General features: G+C 46.2%; 30 protein-coding genes, 1 tRNA gene and 1 pseudogene. 19 read left to right on the forward strand and 13 right to left on the reverse strand.

Annotated elements, in window-relative coordinates; genetic code table 11:
* Window positions 1-18: 18 nt before the first annotated feature.
* Window positions 19-801, reverse strand: coding sequence for an alpha/beta hydrolase (locus GVY43_RS14060; RefSeq protein ID WP_159563522.1), 783 nt, complete (start codon window positions 799-801; stop codon window positions 19-21).
* Between the two features lie 114 nt (window positions 802-915).
* On the opposite strand from GVY43_RS14060, the gene GVY43_RS14065 reads away from it, so the two are divergent.
* From GVY43_RS14065 to GVY43_RS14090, 6 genes are all read left to right on the forward strand, one after another.
* On the forward strand, window positions 916-1,497 hold the full coding sequence (locus GVY43_RS14065; RefSeq protein ID WP_159563523.1) for a TetR/AcrR family transcriptional regulator: 582 nt from the start codon (window positions 916-918) through the stop codon (window positions 1,495-1,497).
* Window positions 1,490-1,834 (forward strand): multidrug efflux SMR transporter, encoded by a 345-nt coding sequence (locus tag GVY43_RS14070; RefSeq protein ID WP_159563524.1) that lies wholly within the window; start codon window positions 1,490-1,492, stop codon window positions 1,832-1,834. Before GVY43_RS14065 ends, GVY43_RS14070 begins: the two co-directional genes overlap by 8 nt.
* On the forward strand, window positions 1,831-2,145 hold the full coding sequence (locus tag GVY43_RS14075) for a multidrug efflux SMR transporter (protein ID WP_159563525.1): 315 nt from the start codon (window positions 1,831-1,833) through the stop codon (window positions 2,143-2,145). Before GVY43_RS14070 ends, GVY43_RS14075 begins: the two co-directional genes overlap by 4 nt.
* A gap of 72 nt (window positions 2,146-2,217) precedes the next feature.
* The gene (locus tag GVY43_RS14080; protein WP_084543120.1) at window positions 2,218-2,775 is read left to right on the forward strand and encodes a GNAT family N-acetyltransferase; all 558 of its coding nucleotides are present in this window, start codon (window positions 2,218-2,220) and stop codon (window positions 2,773-2,775) included.
* Window positions 2,776-2,861: 86 nt separating this feature from the next.
* Window positions 2,862-2,934, forward strand: a tRNA-Val gene (locus GVY43_RS14085).
* 149 nt (window positions 2,935-3,083) lie between these two features.
* On the forward strand, window positions 3,084-3,779 hold the full coding sequence (locus GVY43_RS14090; RefSeq protein ID WP_159563526.1) for a DUF554 domain-containing protein: 696 nt from the start codon (window positions 3,084-3,086) through the stop codon (window positions 3,777-3,779).
* A gap of 21 nt (window positions 3,780-3,800) precedes the next feature.
* Here GVY43_RS14090 and GVY43_RS14095 read toward each other — a convergent pair whose 3' ends face one another.
* The 4 genes from GVY43_RS14095 to GVY43_RS14110 form a co-directional block, all read right to left on the reverse strand.
* A complete protein-coding gene (locus GVY43_RS14095; protein WP_159563527.1) occupies window positions 3,801-4,019 on the reverse strand; it encodes a FeoB-associated Cys-rich membrane protein in 219 nt (72 codons plus the stop codon).
* Between the two features lie 11 nt (window positions 4,020-4,030).
* Window positions 4,031-6,007, reverse strand: a complete 1,977-nt coding sequence (feoB, locus tag GVY43_RS14100; RefSeq protein WP_159563528.1) for a ferrous iron transport protein B — start codon at window positions 6,005-6,007, stop codon at window positions 4,031-4,033.
* Entirely contained in the window at window positions 6,004-6,240 is a 237-nt protein-coding gene (locus GVY43_RS14105) for a FeoA family protein (protein ID WP_034771241.1), read from the reverse strand. The genes feoB and GVY43_RS14105 overlap by 4 nt, the downstream gene beginning before the upstream one ends.
* 147 nt (window positions 6,241-6,387) lie before the next feature.
* Complete coding sequence (locus GVY43_RS14110) at window positions 6,388-7,176, reverse strand: pyrroline-5-carboxylate reductase (RefSeq protein ID WP_236548968.1); 789 nt, start codon at window positions 7,174-7,176, stop codon at window positions 6,388-6,390.
* Between the two features lie 192 nt (window positions 7,177-7,368).
* Between GVY43_RS14110 and yidD the strand changes: the two genes are divergently transcribed.
* Both yidD and GVY43_RS14120 read left to right on the forward strand, forming a co-directional pair.
* Window positions 7,369-7,638: a membrane protein insertion efficiency factor YidD gene (gene yidD / locus GVY43_RS14115; RefSeq protein ID WP_015880777.1), complete on the forward strand. Its 270-nt coding sequence runs from the start codon at window positions 7,369-7,371 to the stop codon at window positions 7,636-7,638.
* 129 nt (window positions 7,639-7,767) lie between these two features.
* A complete protein-coding gene (locus GVY43_RS14120; RefSeq protein ID WP_074037781.1) occupies window positions 7,768-9,120 on the forward strand; it encodes a sodium:alanine symporter family protein in 1,353 nt (450 codons plus the stop codon).
* A 17-nt stretch (window positions 9,121-9,137) separates the two neighbouring features.
* Here GVY43_RS14120 and GVY43_RS14125 read toward each other — a convergent pair whose 3' ends face one another.
* Window positions 9,138-9,503 carry a potassium channel family protein gene (locus GVY43_RS14125; RefSeq protein ID WP_159563530.1) on the reverse strand — a complete coding sequence of 122 codons (366 nt, stop codon included), beginning with the start codon at window positions 9,501-9,503 and terminating at the stop codon, window positions 9,138-9,140.
* Between the two features lie 87 nt (window positions 9,504-9,590).
* Here GVY43_RS14125 and GVY43_RS14130 point away from each other — a divergent pair, with 87 nt between their 5' ends.
* Window positions 9,591-10,832: a cytochrome P450 gene (locus GVY43_RS14130; RefSeq protein ID WP_159563531.1), complete on the forward strand. Its 1,242-nt coding sequence runs from the start codon at window positions 9,591-9,593 to the stop codon at window positions 10,830-10,832.
* A 38-nt stretch (window positions 10,833-10,870) separates the two neighbouring features.
* Here GVY43_RS14130 and GVY43_RS14135 read toward each other — a convergent pair whose 3' ends face one another.
* Entirely contained in the window at window positions 10,871-11,620 is a 750-nt protein-coding gene (locus tag GVY43_RS14135) for a sugar nucleotide-binding protein (RefSeq protein ID WP_159563532.1), read from the reverse strand.
* A 100-nt stretch (window positions 11,621-11,720) separates the two neighbouring features.
* Between GVY43_RS14135 and GVY43_RS14140 the strand changes: the two genes are divergently transcribed.
* From GVY43_RS14140 to GVY43_RS14150, 3 genes and pseudogenes are all read left to right on the forward strand, one after another.
* Window positions 11,721-12,296 carry a GNAT family N-acetyltransferase gene (locus tag GVY43_RS14140; protein WP_074037777.1) on the forward strand — a complete coding sequence of 192 codons (576 nt, stop codon included), beginning with the start codon at window positions 11,721-11,723 and terminating at the stop codon, window positions 12,294-12,296.
* A 73-nt stretch (window positions 12,297-12,369) separates the two neighbouring features.
* Window positions 12,370-13,179 carry a DUF368 domain-containing protein gene (locus tag GVY43_RS14145; protein WP_015880783.1) on the forward strand — a complete coding sequence of 270 codons (810 nt, stop codon included), beginning with the start codon at window positions 12,370-12,372 and terminating at the stop codon, window positions 13,177-13,179.
* Window positions 13,180-13,325: 146 nt separating this feature from the next.
* Window positions 13,326-13,415: pseudogene (locus tag GVY43_RS14150) on the forward strand (IS3 family transposase); the annotation flags it as partial.
* A 56-nt stretch (window positions 13,416-13,471) separates the two neighbouring features.
* On the opposite strand, the gene GVY43_RS14155 reads toward GVY43_RS14150, so the two are convergent.
* Window positions 13,472-14,026 carry an isoprenylcysteine carboxylmethyltransferase family protein gene (locus GVY43_RS14155; protein ID WP_159563533.1) on the reverse strand — a complete coding sequence of 185 codons (555 nt, stop codon included), beginning with the start codon at window positions 14,024-14,026 and terminating at the stop codon, window positions 13,472-13,474.
* A gap of 168 nt (window positions 14,027-14,194) precedes the next feature.
* On the opposite strand from GVY43_RS14155, the gene GVY43_RS14160 reads away from it, so the two are divergent.
* Window positions 14,195-15,241 (forward strand): NAD(P)/FAD-dependent oxidoreductase, encoded by a 1,047-nt coding sequence (locus GVY43_RS14160; protein ID WP_159563534.1) that lies wholly within the window; start codon window positions 14,195-14,197, stop codon window positions 15,239-15,241.
* A gap of 11 nt (window positions 15,242-15,252) precedes the next feature.
* On the opposite strand, the gene GVY43_RS14165 is transcribed toward GVY43_RS14160, so the two are convergent.
* Window positions 15,253-15,666, reverse strand: a complete 414-nt coding sequence (locus GVY43_RS14165) for a VOC family protein (RefSeq protein ID WP_159563535.1) — start codon at window positions 15,664-15,666, stop codon at window positions 15,253-15,255.
* Between the two features lie 102 nt (window positions 15,667-15,768).
* On the opposite strand from GVY43_RS14165, the gene GVY43_RS14170 reads away from it, so the two are divergent.
* Window positions 15,769-16,140, forward strand: a complete 372-nt coding sequence (locus GVY43_RS14170; RefSeq protein ID WP_074037773.1) for a hypothetical protein — start codon at window positions 15,769-15,771, stop codon at window positions 16,138-16,140.
* Between the two features lie 65 nt (window positions 16,141-16,205).
* On the opposite strand, the gene GVY43_RS14175 is transcribed toward GVY43_RS14170, so the two are convergent.
* Window positions 16,206-17,078: a hypothetical protein gene (locus GVY43_RS14175; protein WP_159563536.1), complete on the reverse strand. Its 873-nt coding sequence runs from the start codon at window positions 17,076-17,078 to the stop codon at window positions 16,206-16,208.
* Window positions 17,079-17,349: 271 nt separating this feature from the next.
* Between GVY43_RS14175 and GVY43_RS14180 the strand changes: the two genes are divergently transcribed.
* Window positions 17,350-17,577: a hypothetical protein gene (locus tag GVY43_RS14180; RefSeq protein WP_159563537.1), complete on the forward strand. Its 228-nt coding sequence runs from the start codon at window positions 17,350-17,352 to the stop codon at window positions 17,575-17,577.
* Between the two features lie 178 nt (window positions 17,578-17,755).
* Here GVY43_RS14180 and GVY43_RS14185 read toward each other — a convergent pair whose 3' ends face one another.
* Entirely contained in the window at window positions 17,756-18,670 is a 915-nt protein-coding gene (locus GVY43_RS14185) for a hypothetical protein (protein WP_159563538.1), read from the reverse strand.
* Between the two features lie 196 nt (window positions 18,671-18,866).
* Between GVY43_RS14185 and GVY43_RS14190 the strand changes: the two genes are divergently transcribed.
* The 3 genes from GVY43_RS14190 to GVY43_RS14200 all read left to right on the forward strand — a co-directional run bounded on the left by GVY43_RS14190 (window position 18,867) and on the right by GVY43_RS14200 (window position 21,089).
* On the forward strand, window positions 18,867-20,063 hold the full coding sequence (locus GVY43_RS14190; protein ID WP_236548969.1) for an LCP family protein: 1,197 nt from the start codon (window positions 18,867-18,869) through the stop codon (window positions 20,061-20,063).
* A 79-nt stretch (window positions 20,064-20,142) separates the two neighbouring features.
* A complete protein-coding gene (locus GVY43_RS14195; RefSeq protein ID WP_074037770.1) occupies window positions 20,143-20,850 on the forward strand; it encodes an NAD(P)-binding oxidoreductase in 708 nt (235 codons plus the stop codon).
* A 20-nt stretch (window positions 20,851-20,870) separates the two neighbouring features.
* Complete coding sequence (locus tag GVY43_RS14200; RefSeq protein ID WP_074037769.1) at window positions 20,871-21,089, forward strand: PspC domain-containing protein; 219 nt, start codon at window positions 20,871-20,873, stop codon at window positions 21,087-21,089.
* 37 nt (window positions 21,090-21,126) lie between these two features.
* On the opposite strand, the gene GVY43_RS14205 is transcribed toward GVY43_RS14200, so the two are convergent.
* Window positions 21,127-21,981: an aldose 1-epimerase family protein gene (locus GVY43_RS14205; RefSeq protein WP_159563540.1), complete on the reverse strand. Its 855-nt coding sequence runs from the start codon at window positions 21,979-21,981 to the stop codon at window positions 21,127-21,129.
* Between the two features lie 75 nt (window positions 21,982-22,056).
* On the opposite strand from GVY43_RS14205, the gene GVY43_RS14210 reads away from it, so the two are divergent.
* A complete protein-coding gene (locus GVY43_RS14210; RefSeq protein ID WP_236548970.1) occupies window positions 22,057-22,623 on the forward strand; it encodes a TlpA disulfide reductase family protein in 567 nt (188 codons plus the stop codon).
* 51 nt (window positions 22,624-22,674) lie between these two features.
* On the opposite strand, the gene GVY43_RS14215 is transcribed toward GVY43_RS14210, so the two are convergent.
* The gene (locus tag GVY43_RS14215) at window positions 22,675-22,881 is read right to left on the reverse strand and encodes a DUF3006 domain-containing protein (protein ID WP_015880796.1); all 207 of its coding nucleotides are present in this window, start codon (window positions 22,879-22,881) and stop codon (window positions 22,675-22,677) included.
* Window positions 22,882-23,068: the final 187 nt, after the last annotated feature.

Raw genomic sequence — 23,068 nt, forward strand, 5'->3', positions numbered from 1 at the left:
TTACGGAATTCGCTCTTTTTACGTGCAATCGTATAGATAGCGCAGTGCGTGAGGCAAGCGGCGACGCCAGGCCGATTCGTTGTGAATCGCATTTGGTTCGACCTCATATCGGAAGGCGATTCCTTTCTGCGCGATGACGTCAATCAGTTTCGCATTCGTGAATAGGTAGTCGCTTGGAGTGATAGGCCCGCTCTCTTCATTTGTGCCAATGTCCATATATAGTTTACCGGCGAACTCAGCATGTTTCATTTCTCGGATCAATGGATCAAGATTGGCCCATGCCGCAGTGGAGAGGGAACCAACTCGTCGAATAGAAGGATAGGTCGCCATCATGTATAGAGAGATGACACCTCCCATCGAGCTCCCCATGACCCCGACATCTTCTGGGTCAGTAGCGTACTCGCTGTCAATTCGTGGTTTTAATTCGTTCATGAGCCAATCTGTATACATACGGCCTTGGCCACCGAGTGTTGGACGAGTTCTTGCCAATTCGGGTCCGATCCGTCGATACAGCATCTCATCTTCCTCATATGAATACTCATCATAACGGTCCAGCCAGTTCGGGGCGCTCGCGATGGCGACGACCATGAGCGGGAGTCGTAGCAGGTCGATGCAACGATCGATTTCCCAACCTTCTCCATATGTAGCAGTGTTTCCAGAAAACACATTTTGTCCATCATGCATATACAGGACGGGAAGCGGGGTGCTGACGTCGACCCAGTCTGGTCGAAATACGCGGACAATCCGCTTTTGACCACGTACCTTCTCCGTCGGAATCGACACGTTCAATTGTTCAATCATCTTTCGTCACCTCTTTCTACTTGTATTGTGGAGAATCATGAACCAAAATACAATCACCTGACTTGACTACCTACCGTTCGTTAGGTAATGTATAAGGCAAGGAGAGTGAATGACGTGAATACAAAAGATAAAATCATGCAGTCTGCTCGAACACGCTTCGCACGGGATGGTTACGAAGGGTTGTCACTAGCGGCAGTAGCGGAAGATGTAGGGATTCGCAAGGCTTCTTTATATGCCCATATCGATGGGAAGGAACAACTGTTCAAACAAGTCGTGTCAGATATGGCGAATCGTTACGAAGAAGTATGGCAGACAACTTGTGACGATACGGCTGGACGACCACCTTTAGAACGAATCGATTCGATTGTCAACACACTCACGTCATTCTTTAGTGATCATGAGACTTGGATGTTGACGAAACGAATGCTGCTCGTACCACCTCCAGAATTTCGGGATTATATCGAAGAAATCATCGGAAAAGTGGAGACGGAGCTAAAAGGGTTTGAAAAAGAACAGTTCCGTCTGGCGATGGAGCGTGGCGATTTACCGGTACAACCGCTCGATGAACTATATGCTGCCTACTATTGCTTTTTAGATGGCGCCTTGCTGTCCTTATTCACATTTGAAGAGGATCGGAATATGAGACAACAAGCTGCGTTTCGAATTTTCAAGAAAGGAGTGGGTTGGGATGAGTAAAGAGAAGAGTGCATGGATCTCCCTCCTGTTTGCAGGACTACTCGAAATCGTCTGGGCGACCACGATGAAGTTGTCTGAAGGCTTCACGATTCTAGGTCCGACATTGTGGACAATCGTGTTATTGATTCTCAGTTTCGGATTATTGGCGAAAGCGTTTCGGACGTTGCCTGCCGGTACGGGGTACGTCGTATTTACAGGGATTGGGGCGGTCGGTACGGTGATTGTCGGTGCTCTTCTTTTTGATGAGGCGCTCAGTGGTTGGAAGCTCTTACTTGTGACGACGTTGATGATCGGCATCATCGGATTGAAGCAAGTGACGGGAGGAGAAGAAGCATGAGTTGGGTTTATCTGATTGGAGCGGGAATTGCTGAAATGACAGCCGTTTTCTTTATGGGGAAATCGAAAGGATACCAGATTTTAAAGTGGTCGATTGCATCAATTTTATCGTTTGCGCTCAGCTTCTATTGGTTATCAAAATCACTTGAGGTCATTCCTCTTAGTCTTGCCTATTCCATCTGGGTAGGCATCGGCGCGGCCGGCGGTGTCATTTTAGGGATGCTCTATTTGAACGAATCGAAAAATCGTTGGCGTATCTTCTTTTTGTTGATGATTATTAGTAGTGTAATCGGTTTAAAAATTGTCTCGTAAAGGATTGAAATGTGCTGAAAACGGGAATTTATTACTTCAGATTATGTGATGAAAAAAAGGGGGCGGAAAACGATGCATCTTGTCGAGTTGCAATCCGAACGTTTGCGGTTTGAACCGTATACGCTTTCTGATTTCTATTTTGTCAAATCGCTTCTCCAAGATCCACGGGTGATGCGCTTCATCAGTCCGGATGGGAGACCGTATACAGACGAACAGACGATTGAATGGTTTGAACGTCAATTGGCCCGCTATGAGACAGGACGCCAAACGGGTCTCCTGAAGCTCATGACATTTGAAAGTGATGAACCGATTGGTCACGCAGGTACGCTATTGCATGAATTGGACGGCAAAATCGAGTTGGAAGTCGGATATTGGTTGTCACCGAAGCATTGGCACATGGGATATGGTCGAGAAGCCGCCGCGCGTCTGATGCAGCATGCTTTTTCAGAGGGCGAGAAGGAGATTATTTCTCTGATTCATCCGGACAACGTTCCATCTCAACGTGTCGCCAAAGCGAATGGTCTTCACTGGGATCGAGATACACTGTACAAGGATATGCTCGTCTCCGTTTATGCGGGTGACTTGGAGCGGTTATGTCGACATATCGACCGTCAACAAATGACACGATAAAAAGTCTCTAAAAAAATAAAAAAAGTTGTTGCCAACTCAATAGTTTCTTGATATATTAATAGTGTCCTTAAGAGAGGACACGACCTGATTCTGTAGCTCAGCTGGGAGAGCGCTACCTTGACAGGGTAGAGGTCGCTGGTTCGAGCCCAGTCAGAATCACTTGGGTGCCAAACCCTCGAGAAACCCACCGGAACATGGGTTTCCGCGAAGCCACTTCTTGCGAGAAGTGGCTCTTTTTTTGTATATTGACATGGCACGAAAGCAATTGGTATATTCCTTTCAATACATAATGAAACGGGGAATGCAACATGGTGCTAACGGGTACACTCGTCAATGCCGCATTGATTGTCATCGGGGCATTGCTAGGTCTCTTATTTCACCGCATTCCGGAGCGTATGAAGGAGACGGTGACTGCGGCAATCGGGCTTGCGGTCATCTTGCTTGGGATTCAAATGGGGATGAAGAGTGAGAACTTCTTGATTGTCATCGGAAGTCTCGTCGTCGGGTCAGCGCTCGGGGAGTGGTGGAAGTTGGATGAATTATTAAATGAAGTCGGTTATCGACTTGAACGGCGACTTGGAAGTCAATCGAGTGTAGCGGAAGGATTCGTAACGGCCACACTCATTTTCGTGATCGGGGCGATGGCCATTATCGGGGCGCTCGATAGCGGGTTGCGTGGTGATCATGACGTGTTGTACACGAAAGGGTTGATTGATGGTTTTACGGCCCTCGTGTTAAGTTCGACACTTGGGATTGGGGTCATGTTTTCAGCAGTTCCAGTGTTACTGTATCAGGGCGGAATCGCATTACTCGCCATTCAAATCATGAAATTCATACCGGAATCGCTCATGGACAGTTTTATTTTAGAGATGACCGCGACCGGTGGGGTCATGATTGTGGCGATTGGTCTGAACTTGGTTGGAATCACAAAAATTCGTGTGGCCAATTTATTACCGGGGATTTTAGTGGTCGCGATGATTGTCACGGTTATACATATGCTGTAAAGAAAAAAGACTGAATTCGATTCAGTCTTTTTTCGTGGTTGCATTCATTTTGGAAGGCTCTTTTCGTAGAGCTTCCGCAATGATTTTATCCCAATCGGCTGCATCGCACGCCGCTGTACAGGTAGGTTCAATTTCACATGTTGCACATTTCCCGCCTTTTGCTTTACGTGTGTAGCGGTAAAGAGAAAATGCGGCATATCCAAAAACAATGAATCCGATGAGTAGGTCAAAGAATGACATGGTATTCCTCCTTACGCAAATCCGAATAAGCGACCGACTTGATAAATGACAAGAGACACCACATAAGCGACACCTAAACCGTATAAACTGGCGAACCATGTCAACTTGGCACTACCCACTTCTCGCCGGATGACAGCGACTGTCGCCAAACAAGGGACATAAAGTAAAACGAAGGCCATGAAGCTATACGCGCTGAGTGGGGTGAAGATTGGTAATAGCGACTCCGATAAATCTGATTCGCCGACCGCATAGATGATTGCCATCGTAGACACGACCACTTCTTTTGCTAAGAATCCGGTGATGAGCGAGGCACCGGCTTGCCAAGTACCGAATCCGAGTGGGACGAGTAATGTGGCAATCATACCACCAATCATCGCCAAGAAACTGTCATTCATCGGTACATCAAAGCCGCTTGGACCTGAATAGGCGAGTAGCCAGATGAACACAGAGCCACCAAAAATAAATGTACCGGCTTTTCGAACGAATCCTTTCGCTTTTTGCCAAGTGCTACGCCATAAGGTAAGTCCTTGGGGAACGCGGTATGGAGGTTGTTCGACGATGAATAAGCTCGTCTGATCTTCAGAGGCCAATGCCTTCGTAAAGATTTTCGCGGCAATCAAGGCAAGGAAAATTCCCAACATATAGAGCGAGAGGACAACGAGTGCTTGATGAGTAGAGAAGAAACTCGCCGCAAACACAGCGTAAATCGGAAGCCGGGCCGAACATGACATGAATGGTGAGATGAAGATGGTGACTAGACGTTCGCGCTCCTCTTCGACCGTTCGAGCGGCCATGATTCCAGGAACGTTACATCCGAATCCGATAATCATCGGGATAAAGCTTTTTCCATTCAATCCGACGAGTTGCATGAAACGATCCATCACGATGGCGACTCGCGCCATATATCCGGAGTCCTCTAAAAATGAGATAAAGAAAAAGAGGACAAAGATTTGCGGAACAAAAACCAATACGCCACCGACACCTGCGATGACACCGTCTACGAGAAGGGCTTTAATGAATGGAGAAGCACCTACAGCATCTAACATCCAAACCGTTCCTGATGTGATCGGACCAGACAATAGTCCGTCTAATAAATCGGAAAGAGGTGCACCAACCCAATTAAATGTCACGTGGAATAGCGCATAGAGTACCCCGAAGAAGATGGGTAAACCTAAGATAGGATGCGTCACAACCGCATCGATGCGATCTGTCATCGTCACGTCCTGTGCATTGTGATTTTCAATGACCTGGTGTCGAATCTGTTTCGCCCAATCGCGACGACGCTCAGTGATGTGTGCGTGTGCAAAACGCCCTATAGCCGTTTCCAGTTCTTTTCGGACGGCAACAATCTCTGGAGATGATGCTTCTAAATGGTCGACGACAATCCGGTTGCCTGCTAAATATTGAATTGTAATCCAGCGATCCGTTCTCGATAGACCAGTTAAACGAAGAATGCGTGTAATCGCTTCTTCGGTCTCTGGACCATAGTTTAATTCGAAAGGTTGACGCTTCTCCATTTGAATCGATGAGAGCAAGACGTCACAACCATCACCTGTTCGTGCGGTGATCGGGAAGACATCTACTTGGAGGAGCGTTTTTAATTTGTCGAGATTAACATGCATTCCACGACTTTCTGCGACGTCGACCATGTTTAAACCGATTTGAAGCGGTCGTCCCATCTCTAGAAGTTGCAAAGTAAGTTGTAAGTTACGTTCTAATTGTGAAGCATCGACAATATTGATCATCCCGTCAAATGGTTCATGCAGTAAGAAACGGGAGACAATCGCTTCATCTGCCGAGAGCGGGTCTAAGTCATAGACACCGGGTAAATCAATTAATTGTCCGACTTTCCCATGTAACTGACCGATTTTTTGTTCGACTGTGACACCGGCCCAGTTGCCCACATGTGCGAATGAACCTGTTAATCGATTAAACAATGAAGTTTTTCCTGTATTTGGATTGCCAATCAATGCGATCCGTTGGCTCATGGTACAATCACTCCGATTTTTTCGGCATCTGATCTTCGGATGGCGATAATTTGTTGATGATCCACTTGTTCAATGGTGAGCGGTCCTGAAAAAATAGCTCTGCGCTTCACACGTACCGAGCATCCCTCGTAAAAACCAAGAGAAATCATTCGTCGGCGCAAGCGATCATCAATTTTAGTCAAATCAGATAAAATGACGGTTTGATTCAACGCGACATGTCGTAATAGACTCATAAGTAACCTTCCCCATCTTTTGATAACGATTCTCATTCGCTATCTTATCATGTCAAAAGAGAAAGTGAAATATTGATCATATAAAAAGTTATAAATAATAAATAGTAAGGTCGAGTGAACATAAAAAGAAGTGTAAACGAGTATCGTTTACACTTCTTCAATCGACTCATGATCTTCTTTGGCGCTTTCGCGCAAGGCTGAAGCCATCACGTCAGCAAGATTCCGTTCACGAAGCACGCCGACACCACGGTCGGTCGGTCCGCCTGGAGCGGCCACATCGGCAATCAGTTCATTCGTCTCACGTGTTTCATGAGACAGTAACTCAGCGGAGCCTTTCATCGCTTGGGCGACAATTTGACGCGCTGTCTGTTCATCGTAACCGACATCCGTTAGGACGGGCGTCATCGCACCTACGATTTCATAGAAAAAGGCTGGACTGCAACCTGCAGCGGCCATAAAGGCGGACATCGTTTTCGCATCGGTGACGGCCGTTCGACCGACCCGTTCAAAGAGAGAAGTCGCTTTCTCACGGACGGCCTCATCTGTTTCTGGACCAAACCATAGACCCGTCATCCCGCTCCGATGGGCGACAGGCGTGTTCGGCATGGCGCAAACAGCTGGTAGCCCTGAAGCCTCTTCTAATTGGCTCGGTTCGATATGTGCAGCGACTGAGACGAGTAGTGGGGTCTTCCATTCTTTTGATTCTACGTACGGGATGACGCCATCAGGTTGCATCGCTAATACGACGATGTCATAGTCGTTAACGTTTTCGTCCTCAACAATTTGAACGCCGAGTTCATCTTGTAGGAAGAGTAAGCGCTCCCGGTCACTTCGGTTTGTCATTGTGATGTGTGTCGGTTCGATGCCCGAGTCGATCCACCCGCGAACGAGCGCCTCACTCATGGATCCAGCACCGACCATTAGTAATTGATTCATCATTCGTCACCTCTTCTTTTCGATTCGGTCAATAGTTATGTTGACTATCATAACAAACATACACTCGAATATCGCCCATCCTGCTCATTTGTAAAGAGATGGAAAACGATTTGACATAGGAATCGACGAACATGACAAACGTTTCAAATCGCGCTATGATGGCACTAATTCAAAAGAGTGAGGCGAAATCGTGTGAAACGTGTACTAGTAAAAGGGATTCAAGGTTACCAGCGTTTTATTTCACCATTAAAGCCGCCAACGTGCCGATTTTATCCGAGCTGTTCGCACTACGGAATCGAAGCAATCGAAAAACATGGGGCTGTCAAAGGCAGTTATTTAACCGCTCGCCGACTCATTCGCTGCCAGCCGTTTCATCCAGGCGGGCTCGATTATGTTCCGGATACATTTGATTGGAAAGCGCCTTTACAACGAGAGAAACCTGAGTCACAGCGAGACGATTGAGTTCGTCTCGCTGTTTTTGTACAGAACAAACAATGAATCAGTTGTTTTAGTACAATACTTTTGCATTGTTCTAAGTATTCTGAAAAAATAGAGGTGTACACTATTTTTCGGGGGAAGGGGATACTTTGTATGGGGCAATCATTTAGTGAATGGGTGAGTACGGCATCCAACTTTGTATGGGGACCACCGCTCTTGATTTTGCTTGTGGGGACAGGCATTTACTTGACGGTGCGTCTAGGTGGAATTCAAATCACCAAATTACCGTATGCGTTGAAATTGGCGTTTTCTAAAAATCAGGATCAATCCTCTAAAGGGGACATCAGTCACTTCCAGGCGCTCATGACCGCTCTGGCGGCGACCGTCGGTACGGGGAATATCGTCGGGGTGTCGACAGCGGTCGTATTAGGAGGACCGGGAGCCATCGTATGGATGTGGGTGTCCGGTTTCTTTGGGATGGCAACGAAATACGCAGAGGCAGTTCTTGCCGTGAAGTATCGGGTCACTGATGAGCGCGGTCAAATGGCTGGTGGACCGATGTACTACCTAGAACGAGGATTGAATCAACGATGGTTAGCAGTAGCATTTGCTGCATTCGCATCGATTGCGGCGTTCGGTATTGGAAACGGGGTCCAAACGAACTCGGTCGCGCTTGCGCTCAAAACAACGTTTGACGTACCACTATACATATCAGGGATTCTCATTATGATTTTTACAGGAGCGGTCATTCTCGGAGGCGTGCGTTCCATCGGGAAAGTAGTCAGTTACTTCGTCCCCGTCATGATTGCCTTCTACTTAGGTAGCGGTCTTTTAATTATGGTGATGAATTACTCGCTGATTCCGGATGCGTTCGCACTCATCTTCAGCAGTACGTTCAGTGCAGAAGCAATCGGTGGAGGGGCCATCGGAGCTGCCATTCGATACGGGGTGGCACGTGGTGTCTTCTCGAACGAAGCAGGTCTTGGCTCTGCTCCGATCGCAGCAGCGGCAGCGAAAACAGATATGCCGGGTCGTCAGGCGCTCGTCTCGATGACTCAAGTCTTCTTGGACACGCTTGTCGTCTGTTCGGTGACAGGATTGACACTCGTCATGGGTGGTCAAATCGGGACAGGACTTGAAGGGGTCGAATTGACTTCAGCTACATTTGAACTGTTCCTCGGACCAGCCGGAGGTTATATTGTCACAATCGGGCTCGTCTTGTTCGCCTATTCGACCGTGCTTGGTTGGTCGTATTACGGCGAGCGCTCCATCCATTACTTGTTTGGACAAAAGTCAATTCTCCCCTATCGGATTGCTTTTGTACTCGTCGCGGGACTCGGTGCCATGACGACGAACTTGAACTTGGTATGGGCGTTATCGGATGTCTTCAACGGCTTGATGGCCATCCCGAACTTGATTGGTCTCTTGTTCTTGTCGGGTGTTGTCATTGCCGAGACGAAGCGTTTCAACCAACAACTTGAAATTGAAAATCGAAAAGTTTCCTAAACGAAAGGACGCCATCCTTATGAATCAGAGGGTGGCGTCTTTTGTTTTGCTTCTAATTCATCGAGTCGTGCTTTTTGTAAATGATCAAACACTTTTGTGATAAAGCCAACCATGATGCCAACCCCGGTCAATACATATCCGATTGTGAATATTTTTCCGATGTCGGTCTGAGGGGCAAAATCACCATATCCGATGGTAGTCAGGGTGATGACACTGAAGTAAAGTGCGTCCAACCAACGCATCTCCTCGAACCGTGTGTAAAAAAGTGTACCGGATAGGACAGTGAGAAAGGCAAGGCTGAATAAGACTTGGAACTCAGGTTCGCGGAGGCCACGCCAGATTCCGCGTACAATTCGACGCAATGTCAGTAAGAACGGCAACATGTCACTCGCTCCTTTCGATATTAGGTTTGTTCGCTAAAAACGGGGGAACATCCTTTATAGTTCGAGAAAAGAGAAAGGGTGAGTTGGATGGGGAAAGTCATACCGAAACAAGAAGGACTCGACCATAGTGTCGATTTTTTACGGGAAGGATATCTATTTGTTGCGAATCGTCGCAAAAGTTTTCAATCAAATATCTTTGAAACACGTTTGCTCGGGGAGCGCGTGATTTGTCTTGGGGGCGAAGAGGCTGCCGAGGTGTTCTATGATGCAGACAAATTCATGCGTCAGAATGCGGCGCCAAAACGTCTATTGAAAACCTTGTTTGGAGAAGATGGGGTCCAAACACTAGATGGTGCGGCTCATACGCATCGAAAACATATGTTCATGTCATTGATGACAAAAGAAAACATAGATCGATTGCTCCGCTTGACATATCGAGAGTGGAACCAGATTGAACGAATGGGAGAGGAGGTCGTCTTATACGATATTGCGCAACAAGTGTTGATGAAGGCCGTATGTGAATGGTCGGGAGTTCCACTTGCGAAAGAAGAAGTTGGGAAGCGCACTGAAGAGATGAGGTTATTATTTGAATCGGGTACGTCTCTTGGTCCCACGTATTTACAAGGTCGGAAGGCACGAAGTTCCGCTGAATCCTGGATTCGTCAGATGGTAAAAGAAGTGCGGTCGAATCGATTATTGCCGAACGAACATACGGCGCTGTACGAATTTTCGTGGCACCGGGATGAATCCGGAGAGTTATTACCTGAAGACGTCGTGGCGGTCGAAGTATTGAACATTTTACGCCCGACTGTCGCAATCTCGGTGTATGTCCTCTTCACTGTCTTAGCTTTACATCAGTTCCCGGATGTAAAAGAGCAGGTAGAGCGGGGAGAGGTCTCGAAAACAGAATTTGTCCAGGAAGTGAGACGGTTTTATCCATTTTTCCCTGTAGCGGCAGCTCGTGTCAAAACCGATTTTGAATGGGACGGCTATGCATTTTCGGAAGGGACGCTGACGCTTCTTGATTTGTACGGTACGAATCATGACTCCTCTATTTGGACGGAGCCGGATCGATTCGATCCCTCTCGCTTCAAAGATTGGAACGAGAGTCCGTTTAACTTTATTCCGCAAGGTGGGGGAGATGTAGATTTTGGACATCGATGTGCCGGTGAACATGTGACCATTGCAATTCTTGCACAAGTCATTGAGTTGTTTACTAAGGAATACGCCTACACGGTCCCGCCTCAAGACTTGAGCTATAGTTTTGTAGACATGCCGAGTCTGCCGAAAAGTAAATTGCGATTGACTCATCTAACTCGAAACCAATAAAAAAGTCGCCTACTCGATGGGAGTAGGCGACTTTGAATTTACTTCGTTTGCAAATTTAGGCGTTTGGAGATGGGACGAATCGAGACCGATGAATCGATCATTCGATTATCCCGTTTCGGTTCATCGGTACATTCAATCTGCCAGTCGGTGTCATGAAGCTCTTTTAGTCCGACGGCGATGTCGTATAGGGAATAGTTCGCATTTCCGTTTAACTGATAGATGCCCGGTCCACGTTTAGTCAAAATTTCAAATAGCGCGTCTGCCGTGTCTGCTAAAAATGAACATGATGGATACCAATGCTCACTCGCTTGGATGACCCCTCGTTGCTTCATCTCGTTCGTAAAATAGTCCATCATATTATTCGATCCGGCCTCATCCCCGATTTGCCATCCGAGACGAACGATTTGAGCGCCAGGATTGGCGTTCATAATCGCACGTTCGCACTCACGCTTATACTTTCCATAGTCATCCTCGGCATCTGGTAGCGTATCTGGGGAAATCGGTCCGGTCACTTCATCTGAAAAAATTGAAACCGTGCTCGTGAACAGGAAAGGAATTTTCGCCTCACCACATAAACGAGCGAGCGTCTCGGCCCACTCCACCGCGCCCATACCGATATGTAAAAAGTAGTCCGGTCGGATGCGCTCGATGAATTCTCGCATTTCCTCTTCGTTTGTCGTGGACACTTGCTCGCGATTCCACGCAATCCCTTCAATTCCGTGGCGCTGTAACGTTTCGGCAACAACGGGTGCCACTGTACCGTTCATTCCTGTAAGAATAGCTTTCATTTCGATTCGCCCCTTTCACTCTATATGATGCCACAAAACGAGTGTGGACAAACAACCGATGTGCCGGGCTATGCTAGACTGGATGATGGAGGGATTAATCATGAATATTCGACAAGCAACCAAACAAGATAGTAAACAAATTGCACCACTCATGTATCAAGCGATCCATGAGATTGCGTACACATTGACGGCATCAACGGATACGACTGAGGTATTGGAGCGACTAGCGATGTGGGTAGAGAAACCAAATAATCGCTTGAGTCACGAAAACATCTGGGTGGCGGATTTTGAAGGAGAAGTTGCCGGAATGATCATCTCGTATCGTGGGGATAAGGCAGAAGAATTGGATCGACCGATTCGAGAATGGTTGACGGCGCATGGAAGTGGAGAAGAGGTGGACGTTGAAACGGAAGGTTATGTCCAATACATTGATTCACTGGCTGTCGCAGAGGCGTATGGAGGTCGTGGAATCGGGACGAAGTTAATCGAACACGTTTGTCTCGTTGCGAAAGAACGCGGTGTGCCCGCCGTCACATTGAACGTGGACCAAGAAAACCCTGCGGCACATCGCTTATACACACGTCTCGGCTTCCATAAGGAAAAAGAAATCAACATTTCTGGGGCGAGATTTGACTATATGATCAAAGAAATCAATTCGACTCCTTTCTCAGTCTAAAAGCGGATGCGCAAACTTCTTTTCTCGACTATACTAAGTGCTTGAGGAAAGATATACGTAAAGGAGATACATTATGGAGTGGAAGAACATTTGGCGAGGGATGGCCATGGGGACGAGTGATTTAATCCCTGGTGTAAGCGGCGGTACCATTGCAGTCATTTTAGGCATCTACGATCAACTCATCGAAGCGATTAGCGGCGTATTTAGCCGATATTGGAAAAAATATATCGGGTTCTTGATTCCATTGGCAATTGGAATGGGGACAGCCATTATCGCATTGAGTCGAGTAATTGAATACTTATTGCTGGAGTATTATGCACCGACACAATTTTTCTTTATCGGATTGATTTTAGGGATTATTCCACTTCTATTCGTGGAATTTAAATCACGCGCATCGATTCGTCCGGTTCATGTTATTGCTATGGTTGTCGCAACGATACTCGTTGCGAGTATGGCATTCTTGAATCCGGTTGATTCGTCTATTATGACGGACGTGACGTTCGGGACGGCGCTTCTCTTATTCTTCTCCGGTTGGTTGGGCAGCATGGCGATGTTGCTTCCTGGAATTAGCGGTTCATTCGTCTTGTTGTTAATTGGCGTTTATCCAACCGTCATCAGCGCCATCTCAAACTTCAATCTGTTGATTATTGGGATTGTCGGTGCTGGAGTGGCCGTCGGCTTTATTGTAAGTAGTAAAGTCATTCGTTACTTGTTGGCGAATTTTCCGGGAATGACGTTCTCCGTCATCATCGGATTGGTCATTGGCTCACTCGCCGTCGTGTTTCCAGGTGTACCAGCTTCAGGAGTCATGTGGATACTCAGTATCGTCGCATTCATCGCGGGGGTCATCGTCGTCCGATTACTCAGCAAATATTCTGTCTAAATGAAAAAGGAGTCCAGCGGTGAACTGCACCCCAATTGTTAGACACATCTAACAATTGGAGGTGCAGTTTTTTAATGACTAAATTTACAACTGATCAAAAGTTAAGCGCCGTCATGGCCTATCGGGAAGGGAAAGATAGTATGAATTACATAGACTATTACAACACACGACGAATCAAGGCAAAATTAAAACTGAGTCCGGTGCAATACCGGACCCAGTTCGTTCACGTAGCCTAGATGAAATAACCGTGTCTAACTTTTAGGGGTCACTTCACGGTGAGCCGGACTCCTTTTTAATAGATGAAGGGGAAGAGGCGCTTGCGCGTCTTCGACCAGGATTGGTAAGACTGACCGAAATGGCGAATGAGCATACCTTCCTCGATTCGAATGCGGTACAGTAATGCAAGCGAGGTGAGACCCGCACCAATCAAGGCGATTCCCCAATGAATAAAGTATAGCGAGAATCCGAACGTAATCAATAACAACCCTGTGTAAAGAGGGTGGCGTAAGTAACGATACGGTCCCGAGCTGACGAGTTCGTCTTCCGGTCGGACGACGACATGTCGTGTGAATTGATGACGTAAGTGTAAAATCCCCCAATAACGTAACCACACGCCGGCTATGTAAAAAGTAAGTCCGATGATTCGTTGAACTGTCGAAGGCTGTGATTCGAAAACAAGCGAAGAGATCATAGACAACACGAAGACGCCAATCATCGTCGTCGCTACAAAGTAAAAACTCTTCCGCTCGACAGCCCCGTCTGTTGCCTCTTTTCGGTTACGAAATCGCCACGTCTCAACTAGCCAAAAAAATGATACGACGATTAATAGGACATCCATCCAATTCATCACGCACATCCTCCCTTTTGATTCATGTTTTATTACCCTACCTACGCATAACAAAAACCAAATTCATCAGGACGATATTCGAAAAAAATTGTCAAAGTGACCAAAACAGGGTATCATCTAATGAGAATGATTATCATTTTTATGTATATAGAGAGGAAGGGTGCGACGATGAACGAGGAAGTATTCGACGTGACGATTATCGGTGGGGGACCGGCTGGATTGTATGCCGCTTTTTACAGCGGTTTACGAGGTATGAAGACGAAAATTATCGAATTTCAACCTTTTTTAGGCGGGAAAGTACATGTCTATCCAGAGAAAATGGTTTGGGATGTAGGTGGTCTCCTACCGACGACTGGGGCAAAACTGATTGACCAACTCGTCGAGCAAGGTCTCACCTTCTCTCCGACGCTCCTTCTTGGCGAGAAGGTGGAGTCGATCTCTAAGCGTTCAGACGATTTGTTCGGGATCGACACGACGAACGGTCATCATATTTCCAAAACCGTCATCGTTGCGACAGGAAGCGGGATCCTCAAACCGCATAAGGTTGAAGTGAGCGGAGCGGAGCGGTTCGAATTGTCGAACCTCCATTACACGGTTAAATCACTTGAACGCTTTAAAGGAAAGCGCGTCTTGATATCGGGTGGCGGCAATAGTGCAGTCGATTGGGCGAATGCGCTCGAGCCGATTGCAGAGCAGGTCGTGCTGACGTATCGAAAAGAAGAACTTAGTGGACATGAAGCACAAGTTGAAAAAATTAAACAGGGTCGAGTCGACTGTTGCCCACGATCAAAAGTGACGGATTTGATTTCTCACGATGGGAAATCGATTCAACAAGTTCTTTTGACTCATGTCGAAACAGGAGAGACGAGCGTAATCGAGGTCGATGAAGTGGTCATCAATCACGGATATGAACAAGACGCGGAGTTGCTTCGGAACAGCGAATTGCAGGTCGAGATGAAGGATGGGTTTTATGTGAAAGGGAATTCAGGTAGCGAGTCATCCGTACCAGGATTGTACGCTGCCGGTGATATTCTCACGCATGAAGGGAAAGTACATCTCATCGCTGGAGCGTTTCAAGATGCTGCGAATGCGGTGAACCGGGCCAAAACATACATTGACCCGAATGCGAATTCGACCGCAATGGTGTCCTCTCATAATGAACGGTTAAAAGAGAAGAATCGTCAAATCATAGAAGAAACCATGATGAAGCAGTAAGAGGACCACTCTTACTGCTTTTCTCTAGGATAATCACAAAGCTCGGTAATCACACCGCCTGAATGACGCGGGTCCATGTAGATTAAGCGTCTACCTTTCGCGGTCGTACGCAGCGTGTCTTCTAAAAAGGTGATGCCATTTTGTTTGTGAGCGGCCATCGCTTCGTCCAAATCGTCGACACGATAGGCGATATGATGAACACCCTTCCCTCGAGCTTTCATGAACCGGGCAATCGGACTCGTCTTACTAGTCGGACGCAACAATTCGATGACATCCTCTCCAATATGAATGACGGCCAATTCGGTCTCGACCCCGATGGCCGTGTTCGTATAGCGGTCCACGAGTTTTCCTCCTAAGACCGTCGTGTAAAATGTGATCGCCTCGTCTAAGTCTCGAACGGCAATCCCAGTATGATCGATATGCATGTAAATTCCTCCTTCTGCTTCAGTTTGCCTAAAGTTGAACAAAATGTCACTTCACAACGTTTCAAGCTTATCCGATATAATAGGAGAGGGAGGGACAGCGAAATGAACGGAAAAATCACGATGGGTTTGGTGGGCACTTTCGCCTTTGTATCATTTGTGTTTGGACTCTCGCTTGCGACGTTTGTCGACTATCGCATCAATGAAGAACAGGTTGTCCTTGAACGATTAACGACCCATAAACAAATTGGTCCGACCGAGTTGCTGTCTACCGAGGTCGACTTTCATTTAAATGGGTCGAATTATGCGATTCGTTTTAAAGATGAACCAAATATTACGTATTGGTTCAATGTCGTCGATCGCAAAATTAAGTTCGATCGGATTGAATCGCTCGATTTGAGAGATACGGGGCTTCGGACAGAACTGTTTGAAGCGATGCCGCCTCTAGCGATGGAGTCGACTACTGCTGCAGAATAAAAGACGTCGAATGAACAACTTTTTCCTTTGAGAAAGAGTTGGTTTGCTCGACGTCTTTTGATTGTTTAGGAATAAATCGGGGTCGGTGGTGCCTGTAGTATGTACGTATAACGACAAATACTTGAGATTTGGGCGCCGTGACGACGAAGTGTATAACTCAAATCAGGTTGCAAACTTGTTGCTGAAATATGTGCCTCTTCAATGTATCGGAACATGTAGAAAAATTTTTGTTGAAGGAATGAAATAGCTTCCCGCAATAAAGTCTCGTCACAGTCAACGTGCATCTCTTGTATTGAAATATGGTACATATGTAAGCGTACTTTCATGATTCCAATCACTTGTCGGTTCCACTTCACGGAATAGAACAATGTTTGCTGGCGAACTTCTCGTGCGAATTGTTCATCTGTCATCGAAATGGCACCCGGAAGGAGATGACAATGTTCATTTCGAAATGTGAGCCAATCTGCTCTTCTTGAATAGTCCACCAATTCGAGTGTCCAATCGGTATGTGTTGCTTTCTCGCAAGGGATGAATGGTAGATGATACGTTTTGGTTTGATGAAATACTTGAAACCCTGCTGCTTCATATATTCGGTGCTTGTCTTGATTATGATAATCCTCTTCCTGAAGATAGTACGTAATCGGGTACTTTGTTTCTCGACTTCGTTCATAGATCAAACGATGAAGTAGTCCGCGAAAGACGTGACGATCACCATATGTGGCTTGAGAGAGGCGAATGGCATGATCCGTTTCAAGCTGTTCGTCGTTTGCGACGATTGAAGCGAGTGGGGTATCTCGATTGAGTGCGACGTAGACGTGATGATGCGAGGGAAGGGAGAGAAGCAAAGGGGCCTTGCTTAAAGGATATAGCGACTGAATGGAAATACGCTCATGTAACGGTAATTGCCTGCATTCTACAAAACGTAGCGCTCGTTTCACGAAGAATCCTTCTTTCTTTATCAAATGATAAGTACAAATAAATTGTAAGCGCTATCTTGTATCGTGGGGTGTGGCAGTATGATGAAACCTGACTCGAGAAAAAATCAATTACGTAAGAAAAAGGTTCGAGTAAAATAGAACATATCCGTCCAATACAATGAAATGGATTTCGTTTCATCGTTCATCTGTGAGATTCATCAAATGTCAGCGCAACGAACGGATGAGACGTGCTATACTTAAACACAATGAAAACACGGAGTAGGAGTATATGATGAAATACATTTATCAACTGATTCTGGTTTCTGTGCTTTGGTTGACGGTAACACCGTCTGCAGCCATGGCCGAGACAGAACCGGTCGTCATTCATGAAAATATCATTGTCGAAGATGATGTAGAAATTCATGAAGGATTTCAATCGCCGAATGAAATGGTGTATTTGTTCGTATTAATTGTGTTGTTATCTGTCATCGGACTTGGCATGATGAACACGATTGAATAACGTGAAAACGTTCACAAAAATGCAATAAGTGATTTGGTAACGGTTACAATCGTTCCCTTATACTTATATGTGTAGGAAGAAAGTTCTGCACCAACTTTCTGTCCTCCTTTTCAAATGAACACCCCTCGTTCATATCATGTATTGGAGTCAATCGATCCTATCGATTGACTCCCTTTTTTTAAAATCGGATTCGCTTTTCTTTAGCAATTCGTTTTAAGCGCTTCGTCTCACTAGTGTGTCCGTGACTCTCTAAAAAGTCGACATATACCCGAAATGGTTCGGAGCGATGAGAAAAGAACGGGATATATTCAGAGAACAATTTTTGTTCCGCTTCTTTCAAATTCCCTTCAGCGACGAGAAGGCGGAGTTCTAACATTTTAAGCGCTTGATAGTTTTCGAGCGCGGTATCCTCTGTTTGGGACTTCTCTAACATCCGATCGCAAAGTTTTAAGAGACGGGAGTGAAGGAGTTTTCTTGTATTGGCATGACTGTGTTCGATGGGTAGCGTTGAGAGTAAATCAATTCGTGTAGAATCAACATCTTTTGGCACGTGGAGTGCGGTGTATAGGGCGCGGTCAATCCAAACGGTATCAATCGGGGCATCGAGCTGATAGTAGTGAATGAGTTGCTTGAGCATGGTGACTTGTGAAATTTTTAAAAGGCGAAACGGGTCACTCGTAGAGAAGAGCGGTTCTTCGCCAGCCGATGTAGAGAGGAGGTAAAACATTTCTTCATACATCGTACGTGCTTCTGTGTATTCCTCGGCGTAATGTGCTAAATCGCGAATGATTTTTTTAGCATGAATGTACCAATTTTTTTGGTCGCGTTCTGACATGACTTGATTCGGACGAATGTACAAATGTTCGTACGCAGAATCAACAAACCGTTCAGCCAAGGTGATGGTTTGCGAGAGCGAATGTCGCTCTTCAGAATTTTTTTTCTCTTTATAGCGCGTGAATTGGCTGATCATAAAATCAAAATCTTGATCATCAATCACATCTTTAGGAGTATGACGGTACATTTCGACGAGCAAATCGCGTAACGTCGCCTCGCCATACTGCTCTAACAATACGCGTAACTTTCCGATGCGCATCAGCTCTCCTCCTTTCAGTCAAACTTTTCGTAGGCAATCTCGATTTGGGCAGAAACCAATTATTATTCCTTTCCCGCTTTTCATCTGAAACAACCATTCGCTCTCATGCTTAAGACGGATTTTCGTAAGAAACGTTGTCAGATGATGGCTGGTTCGGGATAATAGAGAAAAATTGATAAAGTTGAGGATCATAATGATGAAAGATGAACAACATTTATCGCGTGTCGAACGTAGAAAGCGCGAATTAGAACAACAAGAAATCGAATCGTCTCGTGTGGACCACGGTGAAACGGACGAGCCCTCTATACATGCACAATCTGAACAACAGCGTGAACGGGTAACACGCCAATCAGAACATCCCTTTTTAAATGAACAAACCCAAGAATCGCCAAGGACGAAAAATGGGACGGCAAAGTCAAGTCGGAAACGACTGCCCCGGGTTTCATTATTTTCGAAACGGAAACCATCTCGACCAAAATCTCGACAGACGACGAAACCATCAACACCGTCTACCCCTGCTAAACGAGAAATGGATCATTCGTCTAAACAACCATCGAAACGAAAGCGTAAATGGAAGGGGAAAGCTGCCCTTCTCTTACTTGCAATGCTACTGATTGTTGGATATTTTGCGACTGCTCCATTTACATTCCTCATTATGGGGAGCGATGCGCGAGTAGGAGAATCGTTGTCGGGATCTCGTACGGACTCCTTGCAGTTGATGGAATTCGTACCACGCTCTGGTACTGTTCAGAATGTATCGATTCCACGTGATACGTATACAGCGATTCCATGTGAGCCTGAACGGGAAGGTGATAAAATCACGCATGCGTTCGCGTTCGGAGGTGCAGAGTGTACGATTGGTGCCGTGGAAGGGCTGACCGACGCCTCGGTCGATGGACAGGTCGTCATCACGTTCGAATCATTCATGGAATTGATTGATTTGATTGGTGGGGTAAATGTCACGGCGACGCATTCGTTTAGCGAGAAAGGGTTCAACCAGACGTATGAGTATACGGAAGGTGTTTCCTATGCGATGGATGGAGACATGGCATTGGCGTATGCGAGACATCGTAAATCGGATACGGATGGAGCACGTTCGAATCGTCAAACGGAGGTCATGACAGCTGTCGCTGAAAAACTGGCAAGTCCTTCAGGATGGACAAAAATTCCGGCGACGTATCGCTTCATGAAAGAAGAAATGGGACTTGAGATGAACGTCTTGCAAATGGCATCTGTCGGATTGACGATGATTTCGAATCCTGAGGTGAATAAGATGCAAGTCGAGGGTCAAGATGCTTATATCAATAACGTGTATTACTATGAACCGTTAGAAGAAAGCGTGCAGGCGATTCGAGACGCCCTTGATTTATCTGTCTGGGGTACTGTCAGATAATTTTAAGAAAAGGGTTTGATTCTGACTTGAAAGAGGAAATTTAAACAAATGAACTACTCTTTTGAGGAGGGAAATTTGAATGAAAGTTTTAGTCATTGGAGCAACAGGAAAGATCGGGAAACGTGTATTGAAAAGCCTAGCGAAAACCCATCAAGTGACCGCTTTAATTCGTTATCCTGAACTACAAGCAGAGTACGAGAAAATGGGTGCACACGTATTGACGGTTGATGTCGAGACAGAACTCGAGAAGAAAGTACATGAGGCGACAAGTGGACAAGATGCCGTTATTATCGCGGCAACTGCTGGCGCGGATGGTTCGAGCACTGAAATTGAACTGCTTGACCGAAACGTTGCGATGAATGCCATCGATGCCGCTAAGAAGGAACGGGTACGTCATGTTGTCTTACTCAGTGCCTATGGCGCTGATCAACCGAACGCTGCACCGAAAGAACTCTTTAACTTTCTGTCAGCTAACAATGCCGCTGACGAGTATATCGAACATAGCGGTTTGAACTATACGATCATTTGCCCAGTGACCATTGTTGATGAACCGAGTAAAGGTTCAATCGAAGCATCAGAGGACTTGAGTGATGCGGATGGTGCGACGATTTCCGAAACCGATGTCGCGACTGTCATCGCAGCGTCTCTCGACAACCGAGGTCTGTACGGTCGCCGAATCGAAATCAAGTCTGGTAGCACACCGATTAATGAAGCGCTCGACTTTGAAGGGCGTGGAGAGGTTGCGAACGGCGGAAGAACGACATTACGTCGACCACAACGATCATAATGAGTTGAGGAGAAGATGATATGGAACGAAAACTTTATAAAGACCCAAACAATAAAATGATTGCTGGTGTTTGTTCAGGGCTTGGAAACTATTTAGGGGTGGACGTCACCATTATGCGAGTCCTATTCGTGGCGATGGCGCTTCTCGGTGGCCCGGGACTCCTCATTTATATCATTCTGGCACTCATCATGAAAAAGCCGGTGTCAGAATATGAAGCTGAACAAGACGATCGCTTCTAAATCAAAAATCAATCCGACAAGACGTCGGATTGATTTTTTAGTTTTCCATATATAATGTATAACTCGCTTCGAACGTTTCGTTTGGTGGGAGGAGTTGGATCCCTTCTTTGTGTAGGAAATCTTTTCGATGGCCTTTATAATCCGCATGTCCGAACCAAGGTTCCAAACAGACGAACGGAGCGTCTTTCTGCGGCGGAGACCAGATACCGAAATGCGTGAAAGAGGGACTCTCCATCACGATGGCTGCGCCGGTTGGTTGATGTCGGAGTGCAGCATATTCAATCTTCTCAAAAATGAGTGCATCGTCGTCAAATAACGACCGAGTGAGGGGGATATACTGACGCTCTCCGAGTGGTTGATACGCGCCTGTTAAATAAGGGCCCTCGAGCAAATAGCGATCGAGGGAGCGGATTTCGCCGAAATCGATCACGTAGTCTTCAAATGTCCCGCCCATGAACGGAATATTGAATGCAGGATGACCACCGATGCTAAACGGTAACGTCGTTTCGCCCGGGTTATGGACGCGATACGTCACAATCACTTCTTCTCCCACAAGTTGATAGGACACGGTCAGTGTGAATGGGAATGGATAGTGTTGACGTGATTCCGATGTATCGTTCAATGTGAAGCGGACCGACGTGGCAGTCGAAGATTCGACCTCGAACATAGCGTCCCGAGCGAATCCGTGTTGACTCATCGTATAGGTGTTTCCCTCATATACATATTGATCATCGAGCAATCGACCGACAATCGGGAAGAGGATCGGGGCTTGTCGTCCCCAATAGGTCGGGTCCCCTTGCCATAAGAGTTCAGTTCCGGATACTTTCCAACTCGTCATCTCAGCACCTTGTGCCTTTAAGGTTATCTGTGTTTTCTCGTTTTGAAGTTGCACAATCCATACGCTCCTTTACGGGTTTATGATAAGTTAAGTGTAGAAATCTTAAGTAAAACAAACAAGGGGTAAATGATGCGCTTACAAAGAATTGGTATTGGAACGCTGATCCTTCTATTGATTGCTGGCCTCGCATATAAAGGCTACGAGGAATATATGATGACACAAAAGAAAGAAGAAGCGGTTCCGATCGTCCAAAATGAATCGGTATTAGGAGGACTTGAAGTGGGGCAACAAGCCCCGGACTTCACTTTGAATACGTTAGATGAGGATAATTTGACCCTTTCTGAGTTCCAAGGACAGCCGGTAGTCATTAACTTCTGGGCCTCTTGGTGTCCGCCATGCCGGGATGAGTTTCCTGAACTTGTATCGTTTGAAGAAGCGACAGGCATCCCAGTACTTGGCGTGAACGTCACCAAAAATGAGCGACGAGGAAAAGAGGACGTGGAGGCATTCCTAGATGAGTATCCCGTTGATTTTCCGATTTTGCTAGATGAAGAGGCCGCTGTCGAGCAACAATATCGTGTTGTCGCATTACCGACAACGTACGTTCTAGATGCAAAAGGGATCATCGTGGCGAAAAAAACGGGTCCGGTAGACGAGGCGTGGCTTCAGCAACAAATCGACGACATCTCAGAATGATTCATTCGAAAAAAAGCTGAACGAACTGCCCGGTTAGAGAGGGCAGACCGTTCAGCTTTTATAGTGTTGCTTGATCAATGCGTCAAAGTTAGGGGTCATATCTTCTTCAAGATAGTAATGATGGTTGTCTCGAATGATTGTATCACCAACACGTGCTTCGGATGGTAGGAATCGTCTAGGGATGAAACTTGAGCCGTTGTTCCATCTCAATACGGCATATTTTCCCTCGATTCGTACCAATGTACCGTACTTAATCATACCTCTTCCTCCTCGACGAGCAGCTTCTGTCTCTTTTTATCCTTACATCATGTATTCCCAAATTCCACAAAAGCTACACATCTTTACACGTGTCTGTCTAATCACTATAGGGACGTTGTATCAAAAAACGATAGAGGTTAAATGCGGGAAATGTGAAGAAAGTTTGAAGAAAACGCTTTCTTTTTTT

The organism is Exiguobacterium sp. 8H (assembly GCF_902506255.1).
GTDB classification, from domain to species: domain Bacteria; phylum Bacillota; class Bacilli; order Exiguobacteriales; family Exiguobacteriaceae; genus Exiguobacterium; species Exiguobacterium profundum.